The sequence below is a fragment of the Parendozoicomonas sp. 209JJ7-1 genome, assembly GCF_058147085.1.
Window position 1 is genome coordinate 25689 of sequence record NZ_JBYVJU010000017.1, and the last position, 26350, is coordinate 52038.

A 26350-nucleotide genomic window follows, 5' to 3' on the forward strand; every position below is an offset into this window, starting at 1 on the left:
CTGTCCGGCTCTTTACCTGCCTGCTTCTATGCTCACAGGCCGGAGAATAATAACAACAGGTCTGCAGATCATCGGATCTGTATTAGTGTGCTTTTGAGTTGTGAGGTATTCATATGCTGCGGAATTTGCGTGGAGGCGTTGTTGCTATTACAGGTGCAGGTTCCGGTATAGGCCGGGCCTTGGCTGTTGAGTGTGCCCGGGAAGGGTGCCGACTGGCGCTGTCGGATGTTAATGAGAAGGCGCTGAGGGAAACAGAACATCTGTGTCACAGCTATACCAAAGATGTACATTACCAGACTGTGGACGTAAGTCAGCCTGATCAGGTTTATGCCTGGGCTGATGATATCGCCGGAAAGTTTGGTGTTATCAATATGATTTTCAATAATGCCGGTGTCAGTCTTAATGCCAGCCTTGAGTCTATGTCAGACAGAGACTTTGACTGGCTGATGGACATAAATTTCTGGGGCGTGGTTCATGGTACAAGGGCCTTCCTTCCCTATTTGAAAAAAGCAGGATGGGGACATGTCGTTAATATCTCCAGCCTGTTCGGTCTGATCAGTATGCCCAATCAAACGGCTTATAATGCGGCCAAATTTGGTGTGCGCGGTTTTACCGAAAGCCTGCGTATGGAATTGAAACTGTCGGGTGAAAGTGTAAATGTCAGTTGTGTGCACCCCGGTGGAATTAAAACCAATATAGTCAACAACTCTCGTAAGCTGGATCTGGCCGGGCCGGATTTTTCCGAGGAACAGCAGAAAAAGGAATTTAACGACAGGCTGGCAAAAACCACATCTGAAAAAGCCGCGCAGATTATTCTGTCTGGTGTGAAAAAAGAGTGTCCGAGAATTCTTGTGGGAACAGATGCGAAGATTATTGATTTTCTTCAGCGCTGTTTCCCTGCCAAATACCAGTCTATTGCCCTCAGTATTATTACGCGCAGAAACCGGCAGGTTGAGAAGTTCCGCCGTGCCGAAAAAATTTCCGATTAATGCAAGTGGCCACCATGGCAGAGAAACAAGGAATAAGGCAGCACATGACAGAACAAGAATACGATGTGGTGATTATTGGTGCCGGTCTTTCAGGAATAGGGGCCGCCTGCCATATACAGAAACTCTGCCCCGGGAAGAGCTTTATTATTCTGGAAGGGCGTGACGATATAGGTGGAACCTGGAGCCTTTTCCGTTATCCGGGTATTCGTTCCGATTCCGATATGTACACCTTTGGCTATAAATTCAAACCCTGGACCAGTCCCCACGGTATTGCTGACCGGGAAGATATTTATCAATACCTGGCCGAGGCTGTTGAAGAAAATGGCATAGGGGAGAGAATTCGCTACGGCCAGAGGGTGACATCCGCTGACTGGGATTCCGGCAGCGCCCGCTGGAATTTACGGGTCACCGATAAGGCCGCAGGCTCACCCCGGATTGTGAAATGCCAGTTTATGATGTGTTGTACTGGCTATTACAACTACCAGCAGGGGTTCCGTCCGGATTTTAAAGGGGAGGAGAGGTTTGCCGGGGATATTATCCACCCTCAGCACTGGCCCGAGAATTACGACTACAGCGGCAAAAAGGTGGTTGTTATTGGCAGCGGAGCAACCGCTGTCACCCTGATACCGGCCATGGCAGAGAAAGCGGAACATGTCACCATGCTCCAGCGCTCGCCCACGTATATCATGACCCTGCCCCAGGATGACCCCATTGTAACCGGGCTGCGTAAGGTTCTGCCGGAAAAATGGGTTTATCGCGTCACCCGTGGCCGGAATATTTCCATGTCATGGTTGATTTATAAGTACTGCAGAACATTTCCTGATTCCGCACGTAACCTGATTCTTAAACTGGCTAAGAAACAGTTGCCCGAAGGGTATGATATGAGGCACTTCTCGCCGAAATATCAGCCCTGGGACCAGCGTCTCTGTGTTGTGCCGGACGGTGACTTGTTTAAGACCATCAGGAATGGCCAGGCATCCATAGAAACGGATCATATTGATACGTTTACGGAATCCGGTATCCGGCTTGCGTCGGGTAAAGAGCTTGAGGCGGATATTATCATCACGGCAACAGGGCTTGACCTGCAGTTGCTGGGGGGAATGGAGCTGACCCTGGATGGCGAACAGGTTCATCTCCCGTCCAAGATGTATTACCGGGGTGTGATGTTTGAAGACGTACCCAATATGAGCATGGTGTTTGGCTACATCAATGCCTCCTGGACACTGAAAGCCGACCTGATAATGGCGTATTTCTGCAAGATTATGAACTACATGGACAAGAAAGGCTGGCAGCAGTGTGTCGCCAGAAATGTTCAGGGTATGCAGCAGAAGCCTTTTGTGGATATACAGCCAGGTTATATTCAGCGGGTGGTAGAACGTATCCCCAAGCAGGGCTCCCGGCGTCCGTGGAAGTTGTATCAGAATTATATAAGGGATCTTTTCAATTTACGGCTGGGCAGGGTCACTGAAAGATCCCTGGAATATTCCCGTTGTTCGGAGTCGAAAACATCCTGTGAAGACATAGGAACCCAGGAAGAGAACGTCAGGAAAGAGGTTGTCGGCTAATGGCTGTCTGCTCAGGGTTTTAATTGCCGGTCTTCTGCGTGCCGGCTGCTTTCTGATCCAGGTCGGTATCCATATCTCCAGAGACCTGATCGAATGATGTTATTTGTTTATGAAAATGCTCAATGGCCTTATCCACGTTGTTTATATATTGCTGAGCCATAGCTAAGCATGAGGGTCCGCTCATGTCGACAGTAATGGCGATATTGCTTCCAGATAATTCTAATGGATTAAGTGACCTGTTCGGATTTTTTCCTGTGAATCTTTCGTGGACCTGATGAATACAGGATTTAAGGACGCTCAGTGCTTTTATCCAGTTTTGAAGGTTGCTCTCACCAGATTTCGGATGAGTGGGAGCATAGGTATAGTGCCTGATGGCAACCAGCAGACTCTTCATCTCATGCATGGTTGTATGGTGCAGAATCAGCGGAGGTTCTTCACTTTTTATTTCCACTGTCAAATGGCTGGGTACAGATTTAATTAAAGGATAAGGTTCCATTTTATACTTGGAGCGTTTTTGGTCCACCTGATTTTTGCGCTTTTGCTGCCGTATTTGCTGGAGAGTATCTCTGCATCGGCGTGTGCACTTTTGATTCCAACGGCATTGGCTTGGCTTCTTGAGTGGCCTTGGGATTGCCGGCCTGTTAAAGGCACCTGGTGAGGTACAAACCCGTATCATTTTTCATAGTGTCCAGAGAGAGTATGGAATCTATTAGAGTCATCGGGAGAGCAGGGAGTTCCGCTGGAAGCAAACAGGGTTGTCAGGCCGTAAACCGCTCTGAAAAATCAGGAACGGTTTACCAGAGAGAGCGTCGTGTTCAAGTGATTTTCTCCAGCAGGTGGAACAGTGCCACCCGCTCTGTGGGGTTCAGTTTTTCCAGGGTTTTCTCAGTAATCTGTTTGGCCACTGGCATCATATCGGAAAGTACCTTGCGGCCTTCTTCCGTCGCTTTTACGATAACCTTGCGCTGGTCTTCCGGGTCGGAGCACAGATCAATAAGCTCCTGTTTTTTCAAACGGCTGACAACACCGCGAATGGTGGCCTGATCAATATCGGTGGCTTTCACCAGTTCGGTCAGAGAGCTGGAGTCCTTTTCCACTATAACGCACAGGGCGGCAAACTGGATGGGGGTCAGTTGCATATCACTGCTGTATTGCTGGAAGATGGAGGTATGGCGCTGCTGGGCCTTGCGAATAAGGTGGCCAACCTGCTCAGAGAGTACGTAGCCCTGTTCGGAGGGGGAAGAATATTTGCTCATTATCCTCATTAGCAATAGTTTGTCAGCAATGCTTCTTAAACAAGAGGCGGCCAGAACGGGGTCGGGCGGTGACTGCTCTTAAAGGGGCAGTGTCATAGCTGAAATATTTAAAAATTATAGCGGTAACACTATATGTGATTTTTGAAAGCCTTTTATTTAAGGGTTTTCGTTGCGCAAAATATAATGTATACACTTTAAAATTATTATAACGCGAATAATAACAAAACGGATACCCATGAATGCAGTAACCTCTGTAGTTCCTTCGCGCCAGCAGCTGTTACACGACAAAGGTATTTTGACCGTATACCGCGATCCTGTGCCACCGCCCAAACCTGCCCCTGGCCAGCCCGGCAACCGGACGGACTATGTCGCTACGGAACCTGAGCTGTTTATTGCGGTTCTGGATGATGGAAGAGTGCTGGCTTTTAACGGCCATGTGGACCTGGGCACCGGCATTCGTACAGCCCTTGGGCAAATTGTAGCGGAAGAGCTGGATATAGCGCCGGACACTATCACCATGGTGCTGGGTGATCCCCGCGACGTACCCAACCAGGGGCCAACCATTGCCAGCGCCACTATCCAGATTACCTCAGCGCCTCTGCAGAAAGCGGCAGCCCAGGCCAGGCAGTTTCTGGTGAGTAAGGCGGCAGAGTTGTGGGACATTTCACCGGAACAGTTACAGGTGGATAGAGGTATTATTTCGGTGATTTCCAACTCTCAGCAATCAATCAGTTATGGGGAACTGGTGGCCGGGCAGCGTTATGACCTGTTGCTGAAAGATGATGTTTCCTTAAAAGATCGGGCTGCTTACCGTCAGATAGGCCGTTCACGACAACGGATAGATATTCCTGCCAAGGCCGCAGGGGAACTGACCTTTGTTCATGACTTCAGGATGCCCGGTATGCTCCATGGCCGGGTTGTCAGGCCGCCGTACACCGGCCGGGATACAGGTTCTTTTGTAGGAAAAAGCCTTAGCCGGGTGGATGCAGATTCCATCTCCCATATTCCCGGTATTGTCGAAATCGTTATTGAGGGAGACTTTATTGGTATTGTTGCCGAGCGGGAAGAGCAGGCTGTTAAAGCAGCCAGAGAGTTAAAGGTTGAGTGGAAAGATTTTCCGCCGTTACCGGATATGTCTTCCCTTGAACAGGCGTTACGGGACAATCCCGCTAAAAACAGGCCGTTGAAATCCACTGGGGATGTCGAAGCTGAGTTTGCGTCGTCAAAAACAGTTCTCAAGCGAACTTATCTCTGGTCCTACAATATGCATGGTTCTATCGGGCCGTCCTGCGCTGTGGCCGATGTATCGTCAGAAGGTATCAGACTGTGGTCCGGTACTCAGAACCCTCATTCATTAAGGACGGATATTTCCCGTTTAACCGGCGAGACGGAAGATCGCATTGAGATTATCCGTATGGAGGCCAGCGGTTGTTATGGCCGTAACTGCGCCGATGATGTTGGTTCGGATGCGACCCTGTTATCAAGGGCTGTGGGCGGGCCAGTGCGCGTACAGCTAAGTCGAGAGCAGGAACATGGCTGGGAGCCAAAAGGCACGGCTCAGGTAATGGATATTACTGGCAGCCTGTCCACAGACGGAAAAGCGGCTGGAGGTTATCGCTTTAAAACCCGTTACCCATCCAATGATGGTACCAATCTCGCGCTACTGTTGACCGGTAAGATTCGGGCTGATGAAAAAGTGTTTGAGATGGGGGACAGGACTTCTGTTCCGCCATATAACTACGCGGCTATTGATATCAGCTGTGATGATACCGCGCCACTGGTGCGTTCTTCCTGGCTGCGGGGTGTTTCCGCTCTGCCAAACAATTTTGCCCATGAGGGTTTTATTGATGAACTGGCGCAGCGTTCAAATACTGACCCTGTCGCTTTTCGCCTGAAGCACCTGGAAGGGAATGCCCGTGCCTGTGATTTAATACAGCTGGTGGCTGAACGGGGAGGCTGGCAGGCTGAAGATAAGCATAAAGGACTTAAACGGGTTACCGAAGGCTGGTTGCATGGCCGTGGTTTTGCTTATGGTCATTATGTGCACAGTAAGTTTCCCGGTTTTGGCGCGGCTATGGCGGCATGGATGGTGGATCTGGAAGTAAATCCGGAAACCGGTGATATTCGGATAATTCGAGTGGTTGCAGGTCAGGACGCAGGGCGGGTGATTAATCCGGCCGGTGTCCGCCATCAGGTCCATGGCAATATTATTCAAACCCTCAGTCGTACATTAAAGGAACGGGTACTGTTTGATGAACACAAGGTGGCCAGCCTGGAATGGGGCGGTTACCCGATTCTCAATTTTACCGAGCTGCCTGAGATAGAACTGATTCTTGATGATAAGCCAGAGTATCCTTCTCTGGGTGTTGGTGAGTCTGCAGCCTTACCCTGCGCGCCGGCGGTGGCCAATGGGTTGTTTAATGCGACGGGTGTGCGTTTTTATAAGGCTCCGTTTACGCCGGGGGTAGTCAGAGCGAAAACACGCTCTTGTTTCCCCATTCTTTCAAATCTGTCCCCGGGAGGCTCTCCCTGAACCTACAGAACACAGTATTCGGTGTATACACCTGTATCGACCAAGGGGATTTTTCGTGGTTTTCCCTGCTTATAGTGCAATAGATAACGGCTGGGAAGCTTTGGAAGTTCACCGCGAACAAAAAAATCACGGACATTTGTCTCCCCCATTGTATTTCCCTTCGCATCTTCGATGGCAAAAATCTCTCGCTCATAAAAGACGTGTCCATCCTCCTCAACCTGTTCTTCACTCCCAATAAATGTTTGATGTCCGGCAAATCCGTACAGCTCTATATCCTTCAATTTTCCACTGGCTTTTACCCCGTCAAAAAAAGCTGAGGCAACTTTTTCGCCACCACAGGCAATGAAGTCAATCCGCGTCACCTGGATATTACTGTCCGAAAGAAACCTGGCCAGGTTCTTACCAAACGTACTGGCTTTCATTTTAGCTTTTATACCTTCGTTAAGGCCGAAACCAACTATGGGAGTACCCTCATGGGTAACACCACCATGTACCTTAACGATAACCCTGCCATTAAAATCGAGAGGGGCTTTTTCACCTGCCTGCAGTTCAAGAACCTTTCTTGTTTTTAACATGGACTGCCACTCATGCCAGTAATTTGGATCGCCGAACAAGAGTTCTGTAAAAAGCTCAGGAATCGCTGTTATATTGTAAAAGCCCAGTGCGTTTTCTGGCTCCAACATGGCAGAATCCCGAGCAATACGCTCAACCTGTTCATAGGTGCTCATCAGCAAAGGGCGATCATTCTGTGCAACCTCATACCCCCAGAAGTCATACATTTTTTTGCCCGCGGAAACATACTGGCTATGAAAAATAACGGCAATAAGCAGGGCAGCCCTGCTGTACATTAGGAATTGCATAACTTCAGTGACCGCTGGCTACTGGTAGACACACTAAAGTTAAAGTAGAGGATTTTGTTTTCTTTTACCGGGGCAACTAAACTTTTCCGGCCAGGCAACCACCAGAAGGAGAAGTTACATGAAGACAATACACACCTGCATAGCTTCTACCACCCTCACAACACTCTCTACCCTCACAACACACTATCCACCTTCAGCACCAACTCATACGACTACGCACGGAAATGCATGAACAAGACCAGATAAGTGAGAGATTAAATGAGAGATGGAACTCTTGAGCAGGTTTGAACTGCCGAGTTCACCCTTACCAGGGGGGCGCTTTACCAACTGAGCAACAAGAGCATATTCTGGAGCGGGCAGCGGGAATCGAACCCTCATCTTATGGGGACTGATGGATATATAACGTTACTCTTTGAGGAATTGTTCGATTTCCAGAAACTTTTTAACGATGAGATTAATCTCGCCATCCCTGAGAGTCATAGGATTTACGAAAACCTGGTGAGGATACTCGGAGTTGCACATTATTCGATTGGGCCCCTGCATCAACAGTTCAAGCACGTGTTTCGCTTCAATATGTGCTGGAAACTTTACACTTGCACGCCCCATTGGCTGACCTGCTTCATTTGGGTAGACTCGTTCAACAGAAAAAATAGACCTTTCAAGGGAGCTGGCTAGGACTTTGATTTGTTCTTCCGCCCATTGGTCTCTGGCATCATGATCAGTTTCCAAAGCTTCCTTTAAGGCCCAGTAGAGTCCGACAATCTCTTCCCGGCCAGTTTTCAACATTCGTCCATAGCCATAATTAGGAAAGCCTGTCTCCGTGACATGGAAGAGTAATTGTTCTTTACCCAGAACAAGGCCACTTGCTTGTGGACCTTTCAAATCTTTTCCGCCAGATATGACTACAGCATCCGCACCCGCTTCGGTATAGCGCCATAGCGTATCTATAGGAGGAATTTGTGCGGCAACGTCCACAATAACCGGGATATCATGCTCTCTGGCTACCTCAATGGTCTCTTCAAATGGTAAGCCTCCCGGCGCAATCCATCCCCCTTTTTCTCCTTCAAAGAAAAAAATGGCGGCCGTATTTTCATTAATTGCCATTTCCAGATCCTGTTTTGTCAGAGGCAAAATAGTATTGGGATATCCAATTTCTCTAACAGTTGCGCCAAATTGGGTTATGGCAAACCCATAAGGGTTTCTGTGTGCTGCGAAAACAATGATTTCATTCTTTCTGATAGCACTTTTGTCTAAGTGGTAAACGGGGCGTCCATGTTTTCTGGCGATAGTGGCACCAGTACAAAGATATAACCCACAGGCTGCTCCTGTGCATATGTAGGCAGCTTCATTGCGAGTCATTTCCGCAATTTTTTTATGCACAGCTTTCTGAAGTTCTCGAATGTCTACATGCTGACTGGCTGCCTGCTGGATAGCAGCGAGGGTTCCAGGGCTCATCCTGGAACCACCAACCACGGTATATGTACCTGCGGCATTGATGAGTGCAGTCACCCCCAGATGCTCATAAATATCAGGTTCCATATCGCATCCATTATTGAAATTTTTTAAATAAGAAATGTCCGACTATTGTAGATGCAGATCTGCGCCTGTTGAGATAGATAATGGATAGTAAAAGTATTCTGTTACTGTACTTTGCGGGCTACATAATTCTTATGTTTGTCATAAGCCATGTCATGGCTGGAAAAAAATCAAAAAGCAGTGGGGATGACTTTACTCTGGCTGGGCGTAGTGTGCCGTTCATTCTCATCACAGGCTCTTCCGTTGCTACGCAGGTGGGTACTGGCTCCAGCATGGGAGCAACAGGTTTTGCCTATACCAATGGCTGGGCAGCACTTCTTTATGGTCTTGGTATGGCTGTAGGGATCTCGGTTTGCGGCAAACTTTTCGCCCACACCCGCAATTGGGAAGTCAACACCATATCTGAAGAAATAGGCGTGTATTATGAAGCAAACCACTGGATTCGTAACACGGTTACAGTCGGAATGTACCTGGCGTCCGTTGGCTGGCTGGGTGCCCATATTATTGGTGGAGGTATGTATCTTGCCTGGTTGACCGATCTGAATGTAATAACAGCACGCATTATTGTAGGCAGCATTGTTGCACTGTTTGTTCTCAAGGATGGCTATGGTGGAGTGACATGGATCGCATCAGCACAGGCTGTTATTCTATTTATCGGATTTATTGTATTAGCTATTGCCGCCCTGAATACGGTTGGAGGCTTTGCAGGTTTGAAAGCTGCGGCTCCAGAAGGCGCGTATAGTTTTCTTGGATTAGATAAACTCAACCCTGTTCACGCTCTTTCTATTATCTTTTCCGAAATCATGGCCATTTTGGCAGTGCCCTCCTTCCGCCAAAGAATTTATTCATCTTCCGATGAGAAAAGCCTGAGGAACGGTTTTTATGTAACCGGCCTGATTAGTCTGGCCTTCTGTTTCATTCCCCCTGTTCTGGGAATGACTGCCTATGCCCACAATCCAGATTTGGAACAGGTTAATTTTGCATTCCCATATATTGCCATGACTATCCTGCCCCTCTGGCTTGGCGTGGTCGCTCTGATCTCCGGTTTGAGTGCAACAATGTCTTCTGCAGCAGGTGACGCCAGTGCCGCCATGAACATTCTTGTGAATGATATCTACCAGCTTTTCACAGGGCGTCAGCCTGATGCATCCAAAGTCGTTGTATATTCCAGGTTCGCTGTTACTTTATCTATTCTGATGGCTTTAATAGGTACCCTTACAGCGGAAGATATCATCAGCTATATCACCAGCATGGTTGCTCTGCTGATTACTGGTCAGGCTATAGCAGGTGTTATGGGACGTTTATGGTTACGTGCTACCTGGCAAGGTGGAATGGCAGCCATATTTGGCGGTATGTTAGGGGCAGTTTGCTTCCAGACGATTCCAGCTATGCAGGAAGTTTTCGGTTTCGCTGTATTCCCATCCATGCTGTGTTCAATCGCTGCAGGTGTAATGGTTAGCTTGATGACGACTGCCAGGACAATAAGTGAAGAAGAAGCCCTAGCATTAATCAAGGAACAGCGTTACAGCACTACCTGACTTTACTAAGCCTTATTCACAGAAATGTCGAGGCAAAACATTTGCACAGGGGTGGAGTGGCAGGTAATTTATTCTTAAATGTAATTCATCTTTTTTAGAACATATATTAAACCCTGTCATTTTATTTTTCTTCTCGCTATAAGCACTGATTTCTATTCTCATCAATTGATGGTGATGGTTTTTGTCTGTTTGAAAAACGACAGAGAAAGGTTATAGGTTACACATCGCTGACAGCTGCTATCTTTCTATGCCCGGTCCCCCGGGGGGGCACAGAAAACTCAATAATATCGGTAGCCAGCAGGTGAATATATGAAGTCGATATGGTCGATATACAGGTGTGCGTTTTACTGGCCAGGAAATACCCGAAAAGTATTGTATTCGTTTTTTGGAGCCGCTTTTCTGGTGGTGTTGCCCGCATTGGGGATGGCAGGGGGGAACGGGCCAAAAACTATTAATACTTCGATAGCTGCGCAGGCGGCACAAATAATGGCCAGTGATGGCTGGGGAGTTGATGAGGTGCTGGGGGGGGATCAATCTGAATCTCTGGCGGCAGCTTTGCTGCTGAAGATTAGTAATACCCGGACTCAGGGCAAGATCGTAAGTCATATAAAAAGCAAAAAGGGAGCTTCTTATAAAAAAAGAGTTGGGCGCTATATAGCGGGTGGTATCCCAAGTGCAGAGCCTGATACTTTAAACGAGGCTGACATTTTGTTGCAGTTACTGGGTTTACCCGTTTCCATGCAGGAAGGGGGTGATGATAGTGTAATGAATGACCATCAAAGGGGGCGGGAGGCTGCTGCGTCAGGTTACAGGTACCACAGAGATGAAGGGGAAAGGGGGCAAAGGCATAAACATCGACATTCCGAGCGCAGTTCCAGCTCCTCCCGCAGCCGGCATCATGCCAGCTCTTCCCATAAACGTCATAACAGACCTTCTGCACAGGCTGCCAGTCGGGATTATTATGGTGACAGTTCTTCATCAGGGTCAGAGTCGGACTCAGGCGCGGAGAGTGATGACAGCAGGAGCAGCCGTAGCGCCTCTCCCATGGATGATGGCGAGGATGTTCTGACAGGGTTGCCCCATGTATCAGGGGTAACAATTTTCAGCCCGAGTCTGGATGATGTCCCCGTTCAGAAGCGACAGGATAAAATTAGAACCCAGGCGGGGGCAGCCAAACCCCTTTTAGACACTCTCGATATGATTGGTAACCAGATTATTAACCAGGAGCTAACGGGGGATCTGGCCCTGGCTCTGCTGAATCTGAACTTTGCGCCATTGGTTGATATGGTGGATGCATCAACTTCTTTCTCGCGAGCCAGCCTGCTCCAGGTTTTTAATATGGTGGATTTAACAGATTCACTGTCATCTGTCTTTAATCAGTTTGGTGCTTTAAATACTGTTGTCCGTGAGGCTTTCCACTGGCCTGCTCTTCAACACTATCCGGCAGCGATTATCCCTCTTCTTGTAATTCAGCAGGCACGTTTTGCTGAAGAGGATAAACTTCCCCCTGAAAATGCAGAATTCCTCAGTTATATATTGCAACAGCTGGGGGTTGTTGCCCATGGAAGGACACCACAATCTATAACATTTTTATATAAGTTGCTGAATTTTCTGGACTTGAAAAAGTCCGATGAAGATATGGAAGCTGTTTTCTTCATTGCTGAAGCAGCTTTGGATGATATGTACGCCAAAACAAGGAAAGTTAAACTGGAACACCCTGAAAATATAAGGAAATCATTAATACGTGTTTTTGAAAGGCAGGGGGTACGTGCACCTGGTGCTTTGAGAAAAGTAGGTGGTTTTTCAACCTATGAGAGCTTTTATAAGGTTATAGATGATCGAATTAACAATCCTCATATTGAACTCACCACCGTTATTCTTGCGCAACCCGCTAAAAAGCCAGCTATGCCGAAGGGGGCAGGCAAAAAGTTAAAGAGGGAGTTCAAACAGTTTGTAACCGCAGCTTCAGAATCAGTTTTCCGGTCAACCCTGGCAAAAGGCTTTGCTGGTATGCAGCATGCCGATCAAGATTCATTTGAACATCTGCTGACGGTAGCAATAAGGAAACTGAAATGGGTGCCCAAAGAATTGATAAGGGAAAAATATCCATCTTCAGGGGGGTATACACATCAGCCCACCACACATCATACTCCTCCGTATTCTGGTGGAGGCAGTGAGTCACCAGAGATCGTTTCTTCAAAAAGGAGGGGACTGCCTGGTATGAGGCCCTATCGCCCAGAAGATCAAATGCAGTATCAGGCAGCCGCTCAGCCGACTCCCCCCATTGGGAGTGCGCAAAATCCACTGGCACAAAAACAGTTAGACAGTTTGAGGAAGCATGCAAATGTGTTCACGGAATATGATGCGTCCTATATTTCAATTGCAGGCAAGCTTTATTCCAAGGGTATTATGAGTGAGGCTGATTTTCAGGGTTTTTCTAGTAAATTACCTGCTCAACAAGGTCAGATAATATTACACTCGATGAATTCTTCTATACCCTATAATAAAGATGCCTTTGATATGCTGGTTGATTATTTTGAAGAGATTAGAGGTCGTTGGCTGTATGTTGCCCAGAATTTAAGAAAGGATGCTCGATAACCATCCAGTTGGCTCTTAAAAAATCCGGGGGTGGGTTTGCCTAATCTGCTTCCGGATTTTTCTGGTTGTGTCCAAGACTTAACTTCACCCCTTTATTATTTCCCCAGCATTGAAATGTTTACTGAATAGCATTGCATGCCATTTTGTTATGGCGCTGTTCCTGAGCCGCTTATTCGCTGCTTATTGTCTTGTCCTGTGATGAGCGGGCGGCCATTCTGGAAAACAGGGCAGTTGATTGCACTTATTGCTTGAATCCAGCTCTGTTCCATAAAGAAATAAAGATAAGTGTCATGTCCTTTTGGTTGTCTGGCAGGCCCTAAAAGGACAAAACTTTTTCTTCTCTTTCATGGTGTGACTTCATGGCGGGATGATCAAAAAAGTGCACACGCTTATTATTCTTGTGCAATTTGCTTATTCTCCTGATAGATATTGCCAGTTTATCTAAGGTTTTTTGCAACCCTTTATAAAGGGTTTACTTCAAAATAATAGCGTGTACACTGAATATTCCTTCGCTGGACCCGGCGAGAAAAATGTCCGGCAAGCTGTCTGTCTGGCGGTCTGAACAGAATGACAAAGAGGTTAATCCCGGTGAGTAATGAGCTGGAAGCGTTAGGGCCCGATGCCCAGTACCTGGCCCATCTGCGTGATGGCCGTTTTATGATTCAGAAGTCCGCCGGTACCGGCGAGTTTGTGTTTTACCCCCGGGTGATCTGCCCCAAAACAGGCAAACGGGATCTCTCCTTTGAAGAAGTGTCCGGTTTCGGCACTGTCTACTCTACCACTGCCGTACGTCGTCCATCCAAGTGGGGTGGTGACTACAACCTGTGCCTGATCGACCTGGATGAAGGCGCACGTATGCTGAGCCGGGTTGTTGATATTGCCCCCGGTGACGTAAAAATCGGTATGCGGGTGAAAGCCTCTATCGAGAAGGTTGATTTCGGTACCTATAAGGATTCCGACCAGCCGGTTGTAGTGTTCAGAGCGGTAGAGCAGGCTTCTGAGGGGAGAGCGTAAGACAATGACTTATTCACTGCGTGGTAAAGGCGCTATCGTTGGCGTCGGTTACGATGGTCTGGGTTCTCGTCTGCAGCGCTCTCCCATGGATCATATGGCCAATGCGGCTATCAAGGCGGTAGAAGACGCTGGTCTGGAACTGTCTGATATCGACGGTATCTGCGGCGGTACTTTCTATCATATGTTCCCCACCCTGGTGATGGCGGAATATCTGGGTATTCGTCCCAAGTGGTCTAATTCTGACCAGACCGGTGGTTCTTCTTTCCTGTCCCATCTGCAGGAAGCCACCATGGCTATTGAAGCCGGTCTGTGTGAAACCGTGCTGATTGCTTACGGTTCCAATGTTGGCGCTGTGCGTAACTTCGGTATCCTCGATACTCCCACTTACGATGGTATCTACGGCAATGATCAGCCTCTGCCCGGTTACTCCATGGCTATGGCCCGTCATATGCACGAGTTTGGTACCACCCGTGAGCAGTTGGCGGAAGTTGCGGTGTCTGCCCGTAAGTGGGCGGCCATGCACCCTGACGCTGTCATGAAGAACAAGCCGATTACTGTGGAAGATGTTATCAACTCTCCCATGGTGGCTGACCCGATTCAGGCCCTGGACTGCTGTCTGATGACCGATGGTGGTGCGGCTATTATCGTGACCAGCGCTGAGCGTGCAAAGAACCTGAAACAGAAGCCTGTTTATATGTTGGGATCAGCCGGTGCTCACTGGCACCGCGAACTGCAGGAAGCTGAAACCCTGACCACGACTCCGGCTCAGGAATCCGGTGCCCGTGCCTTTGCCAATGCTGGCCTGACGCCGAAGGATGTGGATGTGGTGCAGCTGTACGACGCTTTCACTATTAACACGGTGATGTTCCTGGAAGATCTGGGCTTCTGTGAAAAGGGTGAAGGTGGCGCATTTGTTGCTGATGGTCATATCGCTCCTGGCGGTGGTTTGCCGGTGAACACCAATGGTGGTGGTCTGTCGTTTGCGCATCCGGGTAAGTATGGTTTGTTTACGCTGATTGAAGCCACTGAGCAGTTGCGTGGTAATGCGGGTGATCGTCAGATTCAGGGCGCTGAAGTTGCCCTGGCTCACGGTAACGGCTGCGTGTTCTCCCACGAGTTCACCACCCTGCTGGGTACGGACGCAACGTTGTAAATGTGTTAAGCAGGTTTTGATCGCGTTCCGGTCAGGTGCTGGGTTTTATGTTTTCCGCGCCTCAGGGCAGTCCCTGCCCTGAGGCGCGGAAAACAAAACTCCCTCACCCAGCCAATATGCATGGTCGTGTACCTCTTAAGTCTCCAAACATGAAGTGTTTGGAGAAATGGTCAGGGAAAGAGAACAAAAACAACAATGACCAGTAATATTTTTCCGGCCCCACAGATTGTGCGGGAGGATGACGGCGAGCAGGGCTTTATCCTGCGCTCAGAAGTGCCTCTGGGTGGTTACCCGGAGCGTGTACTCGAACATTTGCCGGTTTGGGCGGAACAAGACCCCAACAGGCCCTTTATCTCCCAGCGAACCGCTAATGGTGAGTGGGAGTCCATCAGCTATGGGGAGATTTTTTCCCGTGCTCGGGGTCTGGGGCAGTTTCTGCTTTCCCATGGCTGTAATGCTGCACGCCCGGTAGCGGTGCTTTCTGCCAACTCCATTGCCAGCGCTACAGTGATTCTGGCTTCTATTTATGCGGGCATTCCGGTGGTGCCGGTGTCTGCGGCTTATTCCACGATTCCGGAGGCGTTTAATCGTCTGGAGTACTGTCTTGGACTGGTGACTCCCGGGGCGATTTTTGTAGAAGACGGCGGACAGTACCAGGATGTTGTCGCTCGTCTGAGCCTGGATTACGGCATCTGCATTGCCGGTACCAATGGCTGTGACGGCATGCTGGAACTGGACAGCCTGGTAGAGACCGATCCTGGCAATATTGATGAAATTTTTGCCTCCACTGGCCTAAACACTGTCGTCAAAATTCTTTTCACCTCTGGCTCAACCGGTGTTCCCAAGGGTGTGATTAACACCAACCGGATGATGTCTGCCAACCAGCAGCAGCTGGTGCAGATTTATCCCTTTCTGGAAGATGAGCCACCGGTTGTATTGGACTGGCTGCCCTGGAGTCATACTTTTGGTGGCAATGAAGTCTTTACCATGACGTTGCGCCATGGCGGTCATCTCTATCTTGATGCTGGTAAGCCTGTAACCGGGCAGTTTGATACGACTCTGGTCAATCTGCTGGATGTTGCGCCCACAATTTATTTCAACGTTCCCCTGGGTTATGACCTTTTGGCTACAGCGTTGGAGCAGGATGATGAACTGAACCAGAAGTTCTTCAGCCGATTGAAAATGCTGTTCTATTCCGCCTCTGCGTTGCCCCAGTCCATTCGGGATCGTTTGGGTAAGCTGGCTCAAAAGGCTGGGCGGGATTCAGTGGCCATTGTTACCGCCTGGGGTGCGACAGAAACTGCGCCTCTGGCGACGGGTGTCCACTATGACTCGGTGCGTACCGATAATATCGGTGTGCCGGTATCCGGTTGTGAGATTCGTTTTGCCAAAGTGGCAGGCCGCCATGAGCTGCGGGTTCGTGGCCCGCAGGTAACGCCCGGCTACTGGCGAAACCGTGAGAAAACCGCTGAGGCTTTTGATAAGAAAGGCTTCTACAAAACCGGTGATGCTGCTTATTTGATGGAAGAAGCCAATCCCTCCGCCGGTATTATTTTTGATGGTCGGGTATCTGAAGATTTTAAACTGCAGTCAGGCACCTGGGTGCCTGTGGGCAAGCTGCGGGTGTCTCTGGTGAATGCTCTGCTGCCTTTAGCCCAGGATGTGATTGTGCTGGGCCAGGATTGGGAAACGGTTTGTATTCTGGTTTTCCCTAACTTTGAAGAGTGTAAGGCATTTACCGGTTCACCCCTTGAAGCCAATGAACAGGGCTTAATTAATAATGCCCGGCTTTTGGCTGAAGTTGAAAAGCGTATGCTGACGTTTAATCAGCAATATACGGCCAGCTCTATGCGTGTTCATCGTTTTTCGGTACTGCAGGAAGGCCCATCCATTAAAGATCACGAAATTACTGAGAAAGGTTCCATCAACCAGCAGGGTGTAATTACCCGCCGGGATGCCCAGGTGCAGATGCTGCGCGAGGGCATTGGTGGTACCGTTACGCTAAAAAACAACAGCAGAACAACTGAGAAGACGTTCCTGGAGGAAACAGTATGAAAATTGAAGGTCACGCTGCGATTGTTACCGGTGGTGGTTCCGGTCTGGGTGAAGCCACTGCCCGTGAACTGGCGGCGAAAGGTGCCAGGGTTGCCATTCTGGACGTAAACCTGGAAGGTGCCCAGCGTGTTGCCGCTGATATCGGCGGTGTTGCGTTCCAGTGTGATATCACTGATACCGACAGCGTAAAAGCTGCCCTGGAAGGCGCTGAAGAAGCCCACGGTGTTGCCCGTATCATCGCTAACATTGCCGGTATCGGTGGTGCCAAGCGTATGATCAACAGGAAGACCGGCGAACCCGCCCCCATGGAAGACTTCGAGCGCATCGTTAAGATCAGCCTGTTCGGTTCCTACAACGTAACCCGTCTGGCTGTTGCCCGTCTGGCCAAGGCTGAGCCTCTGGAAGATAACGAGCGTGGCGTGGTGATCTTCACTTCTTCCGCTGCCGGTACCGACGGTCAGATTGGTCAGCAGGCTTATTCCGCCGCTAAAGGTGGCCTGGCAGCCATGACTCTGCCCATGGCCCGTGACCTTGCTTCCTACGGCATTCGTGTAATGAGCATTGCTCCCGGCCTGTTCAATACTCCGCTGATGAAGACCCTGCCGGAAGACATCCAGGAATCCCTGGGCAAGTCCATTCCTTTCCCGAACCGTCTGGGTCATCCGGAAGAGTTTGGCAGTCTGGTGGCTTACATCGCTGAGAACACACACCTGAACGGTGAGAACATTCGTCTGGACGGCGCTATCCGTCTGGCACCGCGTTAATACAGCTCCGTACTGTAATCTGTCGGGTCAGCGGCTTCGCTGGCTCGGCAAGAGTTTTGATCCGCACAAGCAACCATAAACAGAATAACAATTCTCAAAATAACAATATCCAGAACAACAGCGGTCGGCTCCGGAGTTTGAGTGAATGGTGACGTATAAAGTTCCCCAGCGTGATATTGAATTTGCGCTTAATGATGTTCTTGATTATCCCGCCCATTACGCAGGATTACCCAACGGCGAAATAGCCGATTCTGAGATGGTCAGTGCTATTCTCGACGGCGCGGCAAAATTCTCCGAACAGGTTCTCGCGCCAATCAATCAGACCGGTGACCAGCAGGGCTGTACTCTGGAAAACGGCGAAGTCAAAGCGCCGGAAGGTTTTCGGGAAGCCTACAAGCAGTTTGTTAAAGACGGCTGGATGAGCCTGGGCCACAGCGAAGAGCTGGGTGGTCAGGGGCTGCCGAAATCCCTGAACATGGCCGTGCACGAGATGATTGTCTCCGCCAACCACGCCTGGACCATGTACGTAAACCTGACCTGGGGTGCGGTGGCGACCATTCTTCACCATGCCAGTGAAGATCTGAAACAGGCATGGTTGCCCAAACTGGTACAGGGGGAGTGGTCCGGTACCATGTGCCTGACCGAAGCCCATTGCGGTTCCGATCTTGGCCTGCTGCGCACCAAAGCTGAATCAAACGACGATGGTTCTTATTCCATTACCGGCAGCAAAATTTTTATCTCCTCCGGCGACCATGACCTGAGCGAGAATATTGTTCATATTGTACTGGCCCGCCTGCCGGATGCGCCCGCCGGTACCAAAGGTATCTCCCTGTTCCTGGTTCCCAAATATCAGTTGGATAATAACGGCGAACCGGGGGAAAAGAACGGCGTTAGCTGTGGTTCCCTGGAAGAGAAGATGGGTATCCACGGTAATGCTACCTGTGTCATGAATTTTGATGGGGCCAAAGGTTTCCTGATTGGCGAACTGAATAAAGGTTTGAACTGCATGTTCACCTTTATTAATGAATCCCGTCTGGAAGTGGCCCAGCAGGCCAACGGCCATATTGAGAGCTCTTTCCAGAAGTCTTTGGACTACGCCAGAGAACGTCTGCAAATGCGTGCTCCCGTTCGCAAAGACAGCAGCAAACCCGCTGATCCGATTATCGTTCATCCGGACGTCCGACGGATGCTGCTCACCCAGAAAGCCTTTTCCGAAGGGAACCGCCTGCTCAGTTACTACTGCGCCAAAATGGTGGATCTGGAAAACAGCGAAAATTCTGAGCAGCGTGAGCGAGCACAGACCATGCTCGCCCTGCTGACACCTATCGTAAAAGGCTTTGTGACGGAAACCAGCCTGGAAGCTACAAGCCACGGCATCCAGATTCTTGGCGGCCACGGTTATGTCAGGGAATGGGGTATTGAGCAGGAATACCGGGATACCCGCATTACCGCTATTTACGAAGGCACCAACGGCATTCAGGGGCTCGACCTGCTGGGCCGTAAAATCCTGGCCAGTAAAGGCGCAATTCTTAAGCCGTTGATTGAGGAAGTCATCGCTTTCTGTGCCGAAAACAGCGAAGCGCCTTATGCCGGGCAGCTCAGTTCTCTGATGGACCAGTGGCAGTGTGTAAATACCAAAGTGGCCACAGCCGTAGCCAGTAACCCTGATGAAGTGAATGCCGCAGCCTGGGATTACCTGATGTTCTCCGGTTATACCGTTGTGGCTTATCTCTGGATGAAAGCCGTCGTTGTTGCCCAGCAAAAGCTGGACGATGGCGAAGGTGACAGCGCCTTCTATCGCGCCAAATTGAAAACCGCACGCTTCTACTACGACCGTATTCTGCCCCGGGCAAACTGTCATATAAATACATTACTGTCCGGAGCTGATAACTTGATGGAACTCACCGAAGAAGAGTTCAGCTTTTAATTTATAAAAGGCTGATTTCTAGATGTTGATTCGGCATCAGCGAAGAAGGGGGGCCGGATAGCTATTTCAAAGGCCATGGATGAAATGCCCTATGGGTACTTGATACAGGGATGTATTGAAGGAGCAGAAATAGCTATCCGGTTTCACTCCGGTAACTCGGAACGTGAAGTTAAATCCGTATAACAAAAAGAACAGGAATAACTGGATGAAAGCAAAAAACACACTGGCTGCTCTATTTGCAGGTCTGGCTATCAGCTTCTCTGCATCAGTTATCAATGCAGCAGAATACGAATGGGACCTGGCCAGCGAATTTAACAGCACCTCTATTCACGGTGAAGGTGACCTGCTGTTTAAAAAGCTTGTAGAAGAGAAAACCAAAGGCAAGGTGGAAATCACCCCTCACTTCAGCGCCGCCCTGGGATTTAAATCCAAAGACCAGCTCGACGCCGTAGGTGATGGCGCCGTTCCCCTGGCCGACACCTTTACCGGAACTCTGGGGGGCATCCACCCGGTATTCTCCCTCTCCGCTCTGCCATTTATCACCAGCGACTTCCAGGACGCCAAAGACCTGTTCGATGTATCACGGAGCTGGTACGAAGAAGTATTGCTCGATAATAATCAGATACTGCTCTGGGCCTCCCCCTGGCCATCCGCAGGGATCTGGGCGAAAAAACCGGTCACCTCAACCAAAGCATTGACCGATCTGAAAATCAGAACCTACGACGCACTCGGTGCAATCACTCTCAAACAGGCTGGAGCCACCGCCGTACAATTGGGCTGGTCAGACGTAATTCCCCAGTTATCCACAGGGGGTATTGAAGCTGTACTTACTTCAGCAGAAGCGGGTCTCTCCGTGAAATTCCCCCAGCTGCTCGACCACTACATGCCCATCAACTACGGCACACCGTTGAACATGGTGACCATGAATCTGGATACCTGGGAAGATTTGCCCAAAGATGTGCAGAAAGCCGTACGCCAGGCTGCGGATGAAGTGATGGAACGCCAGTGGACAGAAGTGATTGAGCGTCAGGCCCGTAACTTTGAGCGGGCCAAGAAAGAGAATGTCACCGTAGTGATGGATATTAATCCCGCCTTCCAGAATCACGTTAGCAAAGCGGGTGATGTGGCCACTACCGGCTGGCTGGAAAAAGCCGGTACTAAAGGCCGCAAGGTGCTGGAAGCCTATCGTAAGAAAGTCGCCGCCCGCCAGTAAGCGACAAAGGAAACGTTTATGCAGTTGTTCTGTCGCTTTGCCGATGCGCTCGCGCGCATTGGTGCCTGGCTGGCTGTTGCGCTGATGCTGGGCCTTGTCATTCATATCCTTCTGGAAATTATCCTTCGTTCCTTCTTTGGCAGCTCCACCTATGTTTTGGATGAAGTGGGCGCTTACGCTGTTGCCGCTATGACTTTCCTTGCCCTTGGTGAAGCCCTGAACCGTGATGTGTTGATTCGAGTGAATCTGCTGACTGGTAGGTTGAATGCCCTGGGCCAGAAACTGGTGGAAACCGCTGCCCTGGCCGCGACGCTGGGGGTAAGCCTCTATCTTGGTTTTTACCTGTGGAAAAGTCTGGCCCGGAACTTTAAACGGGAGGCGGTGAGCGAAAGTATTGCCGAGATTCCCCTGTGGATACCCCAAAGTATCGTTATGCTCGGGCTGGGTATCTTCTGTATTCAGTTGTTAGCGGTGCTGTTGCGGAACTGGACAGGCTCTGAACAGCCATCAGTGGAGGGCCAGTGATTATGGACGCTCTATCAACAGGTCTGGCGGTACTGCTGCTGATGTTGCTGTGGCTGGGAGCAGGAGTAAGAATCTTTTCTGCGCTGCTGCTGGTAGCGGTATCGGCGCTGTTCTTTATTCTGGATTTTAATACCACCCGTATTGGCGTCACCATGGCCAAGGTGATTCAGGTCAGCGCCAATAACTGGCATCTGTCGGCTGTTCCCCTGTTTATTTTTATGGGGGAGATTATTTTCCGTTCGGATATTTCCAACCGGCTGTTTAATGGTTTGTCGCCTCTGGTAGACCGGATTCCCGGCAGACTGCTCCATACAAATATTATGGGCTGTACGGTTTTTGCGGCTGTTTCCGGTTCAAGCTCCGCCACAACCGCAACCATTGGCAAGATGACTACAGGGGCTTTGAAAGAACGGGGTTATGACAGCCGTTTAGCTTTAGGTTCCCTGGCCGGCGCTGGCAGCCTTGGCCTGCTGATTCCGCCTTCAATCCTGATGATTGTCTATGGCGTTCTGGCGGAAGTCTCCATTCTTGACCTGTTTACCGCTGGTGTTTTCCCCGGTCTGCTGGTAGCGGCTCTGTATTCCGGCTGGATTATGTTTCGCTGCCTTATGAATCCTGCGCTGGCACCACCCCGGGAAGGAAAAGCCGGGCTAAGGGATATCACAGCAGGCCTGCTGGAGCTGTCACCCATTCTGCTTTTGATTGCTCTGGTGATGGGAGGTATTTATTCTGGACTGGCAACACCTTCGGAAGCGGCAGCCTTAGGTGTTGCGGCCGCGGTATTACTGGTTGCTGTAACCGGGCAGTTCAGTGTGCAGAAGCTGATGGACAGCGCCATCAGTGCAGTGCTGACCTCCAGTATGATCTGCTCCATTCTGATTACTGCCAGCTTTCTTTCTACGGCCATGGGTTTGCTGCATCTGCCTCAGGATTTGGCTTCACAGATTCGGGATTTTTCTCTGGAACCCTGGCAGCTGATATTGTTACTTGGTGTCTTCTATATTGTTCTGGGCTTCTTTCTGGATGGTATCTCCATTACCGTAATGGTGTTGCCTATTACCCTGCCGCTGATTATTCAGGCTGGTTTTGATCCGGTGTGGTTTGGGGTGTTTATTGTGATTATGGTGGAGATGGGGCTGATAACGCCGCCGGTGGGCTTTAACCTGTTTGTACTGCAGGGGCTGACCGGAAACTCTATCAGCACAGTGGCACGGGCAGCGCTGCCGTTCTTCCTGCTGATGGGGGTTGCGGCTGCGCTGCTGGTTGTCTTCCCTGAAATAGCTCTCTGGCTGCCGAATTACCTGAATTAGGCTGGAGGGATATAGGGTTCCCGTTGGGAGACGGTGTCAGAGCATTGATAGTGCAGGAGTACGCCCATGTTGCCATAGGGTTTGTTTGGATAATCCGGACATTTGGGCAGGACTGCAATGGATTCAACTAAGCAGGTTTTCTCTGCCGCGTTAGACAATTTTAGACACCCCTGCGAAATGGATCTATTTTCAGACAGGTATTTGGTTCCTTAACACAGGGGCAACTGATCTGATGAATATTAAACTTACACAGCCTTCTAGTATACGGCTACTGTTTATTATAAACCTGATAGTCACAGGTCTTATCAGTCCGGAAAGCAGCATGGCTTACCCAATGTCTGAGTCAGAGACAGGGTTCTCGTCCAGAGAATATTCGCCTTTTCAGCAGGATTCTTCTCCACGATGCCTTGGAGACGATATTCTTGTGGAATACTGCACCGGTCCTAATCCTGTTGTATCAGTCGTCACTATTGGAAGCAAAGATGAGAATCCAGCTTATCTCGACACAAAACTTCCTACATTCGCGCACTGCCTCAAGCCAACGGACTGCAGGAGTAAACAAAAAGAGGTTCTTGACTGCATAAAGAAGGATCACTGCGCAAACGAGAAGAACTGCACACAATGTTCTGCTCAGATCAAAGCAAGGGACGACTGCCAGGACAAACGCTCAAAAGAATTATGTAAAGCAAGTTCGGGAAATATACCAGAAAACCAGTGCTGGAGCGCCTGCGCCCGACCAGACAGTGAGATCGTAGCAGATACAAAGTGGGAATTTCCTTTTCTTTTTTTGTGGGGTTCACGATGCTTTAACTTTACGATTACAGATAAAACAGCCGACAAGATATCTATGGGTGTAGTCAGCGGTTCCGAAGCGACCAGCGATATCAATGTATTCTCACCACCCCATGCGCTCAAGCGCATTGCTGGCCCGTATACAACGGTGTACCAACCCTGTTCTTTTTATTCTTTCAAGAAATCGTCCAGTGCGGAAATCGATTCAGAATGAGAATGGAACCCAGACAGCTGTAACTAATGGGGTGATCCGCTCCACCTAAAGAGCGGCTTCAATGAGTCAAAATGGATTACACCATTCAACAGGGTTGGGGAACAAAACACTCAGGAGGAAACTGTCTTGTGCATTCGCTCAATACCGGCGTCAGCCAAACATATTTTCTCTACCGCGTTAGACAATCCTGCAAGGTGAATCTATTTTCAGACAAACATCTGGTTCCTTAATACAGGGGCAATTGATCTGATGAATATTAAACTTACACAGCCTTCTAGTATACGGCTACTGTTTATTATAAACCTGATAGCCACAGGCCTTGTCAGTCCGGAAAGCAGCATGGCTTACCCAATGTCTGAGTTAGAGACAGGACTGTCGTTCAGAGAGCATACGCCTTTTCAGCAGGATTTTTTTCCACGATGTCTTGGAGACGATATTCTTGTGGAATACTGCACCGGCTCTAATCCTGTTGTATCAGTCGTCACTATTGGAAGCAAAGATGAGAATCCAGCTTATCTCAACACAAAATTTCCTACATTCGCGCACTGCACCAAGCAAACGGACTGCAAGAGTAAACAAAAAGATGCTTTTGACTGCATGAAGACGACTGACTGCGCACACGAGAAGAACTGCACACAATGTTCTCCTCAGCTCAAAGCAAGGGACGACTGTCTGGACCAACGCTCAAAAGAATTATGTACGGTAAGTTCGGGAAATATACCAGAAGACCAGTGCTGGAGCGCCTGCGCCCAACCAGACAGTGAGATCCTGGCAGGTACAAAGTGGGTATTTCCTATGTTTTTTTTGCTCGGTTTACGATGCTTTAACTTTACGATTGCAGATAAAACAGCCACCAAGATATCTATGGGTGTAGTCGGTGGTTCCGAAGCGGACAGCGATATCAATGTATTCTTACCACCCCATGCGCTCAAGCGAACTGCTGGCCCGTATACAACGGTGTACCAACCCTGTTCTTTTTATTCTTTCAAGAAATCGCCCAGTGCGGGAATCGCTTCAGAATGAGAATGGAACCTAGACAGCTGTAACAGGCTCTAAGAACAATTTGGCAGTTTCAGTGCTGCACAGGTGTTGGCAAAAAGAATCTTCGCCAGCTGCTCAGAGGGCTGCTGGCGAATCTCTTTCATCACCTTCAGTACCTGCAAGAGCGTAAGAGGTGTATTACGCTGTCCGGCCATGCCGGCGGGTGGAATATCGGGGGCATCGGTTTCCAGTACAAAAGCTTCCAGAGGAAGTCTGGTAACCTGTTTCCTCAAGCGTTTCGCCCGGTCGTGGGTCAGGCTGCCGCCTATACCCAGTTTAAATCCCAACTTGATAAATACTTGAGCCTGCTGCTCGCTGCCGGACCAGGCGTGAACAATCCCTCCTTCCTGAAACCTCATTTTCTTTAACAGGCTTGCCGCCTGGTCATGGGCTTTGCGTACATGAAGGATAAGTGGCAGACCGTGGCGGGTGGCTATTTCTATCTGGCGGGTCAGCAGGGCAATTTGCCGTGGAAGGTTGGGGTCAGGAATATACAAATCGAGTCCGGCTTCTCCTACGGCTACGAGATGGCGGCTTCGGGCAGACAGTTTCTGATCAAGTTCCTCAAGATGTTTTTCTTCATGGTCGGCCAGAAAGTAGGGGTGAAGACCAAGAGCGCCCCAGACAGTTACACCTGTGCTATTTTTTCCTGCTGCATGTTTTCCGGTCAGGGCTTCGAGTCTGTTCCAGTGCTCCTGAATTGTGGCGGGAAGGCATATATGCTGAATGCCGGCCTCAGCGCATTGCCGTAGAAGCTGGTGCCTGTCGTGATCAAAGACAGGGAAATCCAAATGGCAGTGGCTGTCGAACAGCATAGGTGGGTTCTGGTTCATTTCTGTACAAAAGTCGGTATTATTTTTTAATAAAAATATAAGCCTACACTATATCTCCAATACTCATCCGGGAAAGCAGGAGTGCGTCAATGTTCAAAATAATGACACAGAAGCTGACACTGGTGTTTTTACTGTTTTTTGCAGCAGGAGCAGTTGTAACAGAGGCAAATGCGGCACCGGTCAATGATATTCTGGTGACTGAGCCAAGGGTGAGAGCCATGCCTCCGGGCAGTGCCAATACCGCCGCCTATATGAATATTAAAAACCTGGGCAAGACGGATGTTTCTCTTGTGAAAGTCGTATCCCCGGTGGCGGATAACATTATGCTCCACGACACGGTTAAGAAAGAGAACCGAATGAGTATGGAACATCAGGACTCTATAACTATACCTGCTGGAAAACGGGTGAAATTCAAGCCCGGTGGCCTGCATATTATGATGATGGGGCTGAATAAAACACTGATGACAGGTGAGGTTGTGGCCCTTGAGCTGCACTTTAGCAATGGACTGGTGGTACCGGTAAAAGCCTCTGTTAAAAAACAGGTAGCAGAGACAGGCAACCTGTCTGGTTAGAATGGTAAGCCTGAGACTGTAAAGTTGCCGGCAGTAACTTTACAGTCTCAGACTGGGTCAGA

The 26350-nt window shown here is 49.4% G+C and carries 21 protein-coding genes and 1 tRNA gene; 16 read left to right on the top strand and 6 right to left on the bottom strand.

The genetic code is table 11. The features are described 5' to 3' along the window. Positions 1 to 113: 113 nt before the first annotated feature. Together ACY2RQ_RS15985 and ACY2RQ_RS15990 are read left to right on the top strand one after the other, a co-directional pair. Positions 114 to 989, top strand: coding sequence for an SDR family NAD(P)-dependent oxidoreductase (locus ACY2RQ_RS15985; RefSeq protein WP_490113990.1), 876 nt, complete (start codon positions 114 to 116; stop codon positions 987 to 989). 44 nt (positions 990 to 1033) lie between these two features. Then, positions 1034 to 2554: a flavin-containing monooxygenase gene (locus tag ACY2RQ_RS15990; RefSeq protein ID WP_490113991.1), complete on the top strand. Its 1521-nt coding sequence runs from the start codon at positions 1034 to 1036 to the stop codon at positions 2552 to 2554. A gap of 19 nt (positions 2555 to 2573) precedes the next feature. Here ACY2RQ_RS15990 and ACY2RQ_RS15995 read toward each other — a convergent pair whose 3' ends face one another. Beyond that, positions 2574 to 3077 (bottom strand): hypothetical protein, encoded by a 504-nt coding sequence (locus ACY2RQ_RS15995; protein ID WP_490113992.1) that lies wholly within the window; start codon positions 3075 to 3077, stop codon positions 2574 to 2576. Between the two features lie 292 nt (positions 3078 to 3369). Beyond that, positions 3370 to 3810, bottom strand: coding sequence for a MarR family winged helix-turn-helix transcriptional regulator (locus tag ACY2RQ_RS16000; RefSeq protein WP_490113993.1), 441 nt, complete (start codon positions 3808 to 3810; stop codon positions 3370 to 3372). 235 nt (positions 3811 to 4045) lie between these two features. Here ACY2RQ_RS16000 and ACY2RQ_RS16005 point away from each other — a divergent pair, with 235 nt between their 5' ends. Then, entirely contained in the window at positions 4046 to 6343 is a 2298-nt protein-coding gene (locus tag ACY2RQ_RS16005) for a xanthine dehydrogenase family protein molybdopterin-binding subunit (protein WP_490113994.1), read from the top strand. Positions 6344 to 6345: 2 nt separating this feature from the next. On the opposite strand, the gene ACY2RQ_RS16010 is transcribed toward ACY2RQ_RS16005, so the two are convergent. From ACY2RQ_RS16010 to ACY2RQ_RS16020, 3 genes are all read right to left on the bottom strand, one after another. After that, entirely contained in the window at positions 6346 to 7026 is a 681-nt protein-coding gene (locus ACY2RQ_RS16010) for a hypothetical protein (protein WP_490113995.1), read from the bottom strand. 443 nt (positions 7027 to 7469) lie between these two features. Continuing rightward, positions 7470 to 7545: transfer RNA gene (locus ACY2RQ_RS16015), tRNA-Thr, on the bottom strand. Between the two features lie 63 nt (positions 7546 to 7608). Then, a complete protein-coding gene (locus tag ACY2RQ_RS16020; RefSeq protein WP_490113996.1) occupies positions 7609 to 8742 on the bottom strand; it encodes an aminotransferase class V-fold PLP-dependent enzyme in 1134 nt (377 codons plus the stop codon). 152 nt (positions 8743 to 8894) lie between these two features. Here ACY2RQ_RS16020 and ACY2RQ_RS16025 point away from each other — a divergent pair, with 152 nt between their 5' ends. The 12 genes from ACY2RQ_RS16025 to ACY2RQ_RS16080 all read left to right on the top strand — a co-directional run bounded on the left by ACY2RQ_RS16025 (position 8895) and on the right by ACY2RQ_RS16080 (position 24865). Next, positions 8895 to 10277 carry a sodium:solute symporter family protein gene (locus ACY2RQ_RS16025; RefSeq protein ID WP_490113997.1) on the top strand — a complete coding sequence of 461 codons (1383 nt, stop codon included), beginning with the start codon at positions 8895 to 8897 and terminating at the stop codon, positions 10275 to 10277. A gap of 309 nt (positions 10278 to 10586) precedes the next feature. Then, positions 10587 to 12875: a hypothetical protein gene (locus ACY2RQ_RS16030; protein ID WP_490113998.1), complete on the top strand. Its 2289-nt coding sequence runs from the start codon at positions 10587 to 10589 to the stop codon at positions 12873 to 12875. Between the two features lie 567 nt (positions 12876 to 13442). Next, on the top strand, positions 13443 to 13889 hold the full coding sequence (locus ACY2RQ_RS16035) for a Zn-ribbon domain-containing OB-fold protein (RefSeq protein ID WP_490113999.1): 447 nt from the start codon (positions 13443 to 13445) through the stop codon (positions 13887 to 13889). Positions 13890 to 13893: 4 nt separating this feature from the next. Continuing rightward, positions 13894 to 15042, top strand: coding sequence for an acetyl-CoA acetyltransferase (locus ACY2RQ_RS16040; RefSeq protein ID WP_490114000.1), 1149 nt, complete (start codon positions 13894 to 13896; stop codon positions 15040 to 15042). Between the two features lie 195 nt (positions 15043 to 15237). Next, a complete protein-coding gene (locus ACY2RQ_RS16045; protein WP_490114001.1) occupies positions 15238 to 17097 on the top strand; it encodes a feruloyl-CoA synthase in 1860 nt (619 codons plus the stop codon). Further along, entirely contained in the window at positions 17094 to 17861 is a 768-nt protein-coding gene (locus ACY2RQ_RS16050) for an SDR family NAD(P)-dependent oxidoreductase (protein WP_490114002.1), read from the top strand. The genes ACY2RQ_RS16045 and ACY2RQ_RS16050 overlap by 4 nt, the downstream gene beginning before the upstream one ends. Before the next feature lie 145 nt (positions 17862 to 18006). Continuing rightward, complete coding sequence (locus tag ACY2RQ_RS16055) at positions 18007 to 19788, top strand: acyl-CoA dehydrogenase C-terminal domain-containing protein (RefSeq protein ID WP_490114003.1); 1782 nt, start codon at positions 18007 to 18009, stop codon at positions 19786 to 19788. Between the two features lie 205 nt (positions 19789 to 19993). Beyond that, the gene (locus ACY2RQ_RS16060; protein ID WP_490114004.1) at positions 19994 to 21001 is read left to right on the top strand and encodes a TRAP transporter substrate-binding protein; all 1008 of its coding nucleotides are present in this window, start codon (positions 19994 to 19996) and stop codon (positions 20999 to 21001) included. A gap of 18 nt (positions 21002 to 21019) precedes the next feature. Further along, a complete protein-coding gene (locus tag ACY2RQ_RS16065; protein ID WP_490114005.1) occupies positions 21020 to 21526 on the top strand; it encodes a TRAP transporter small permease in 507 nt (168 codons plus the stop codon). 2 nt (positions 21527 to 21528) lie between these two features. Beyond that, complete coding sequence (locus ACY2RQ_RS16070; protein WP_490114006.1) at positions 21529 to 22836, top strand: TRAP transporter large permease; 1308 nt, start codon at positions 21529 to 21531, stop codon at positions 22834 to 22836. Between the two features lie 232 nt (positions 22837 to 23068). After that, complete coding sequence (locus tag ACY2RQ_RS16075) at positions 23069 to 23842, top strand: hypothetical protein (protein ID WP_490114007.1); 774 nt, start codon at positions 23069 to 23071, stop codon at positions 23840 to 23842. Positions 23843 to 24091: 249 nt separating this feature from the next. After that, the gene (locus ACY2RQ_RS16080; RefSeq protein ID WP_490114008.1) at positions 24092 to 24865 is read left to right on the top strand and encodes a hypothetical protein; all 774 of its coding nucleotides are present in this window, start codon (positions 24092 to 24094) and stop codon (positions 24863 to 24865) included. A 29-nt stretch (positions 24866 to 24894) separates the two neighbouring features. On the opposite strand, the gene ACY2RQ_RS16085 is transcribed toward ACY2RQ_RS16080, so the two are convergent. Further along, positions 24895 to 25698 carry a TatD family hydrolase gene (locus ACY2RQ_RS16085; protein WP_490114009.1) on the bottom strand — a complete coding sequence of 268 codons (804 nt, stop codon included), beginning with the start codon at positions 25696 to 25698 and terminating at the stop codon, positions 24895 to 24897. A 107-nt stretch (positions 25699 to 25805) separates the two neighbouring features. On the opposite strand from ACY2RQ_RS16085, the gene ACY2RQ_RS16090 reads away from it, so the two are divergent. Next, a complete protein-coding gene (locus tag ACY2RQ_RS16090; protein ID WP_490114010.1) occupies positions 25806 to 26288 on the top strand; it encodes a copper chaperone PCu(A)C in 483 nt (160 codons plus the stop codon). The last annotated feature ends 62 nt before the right edge of the window (positions 26289 to 26350 follow it).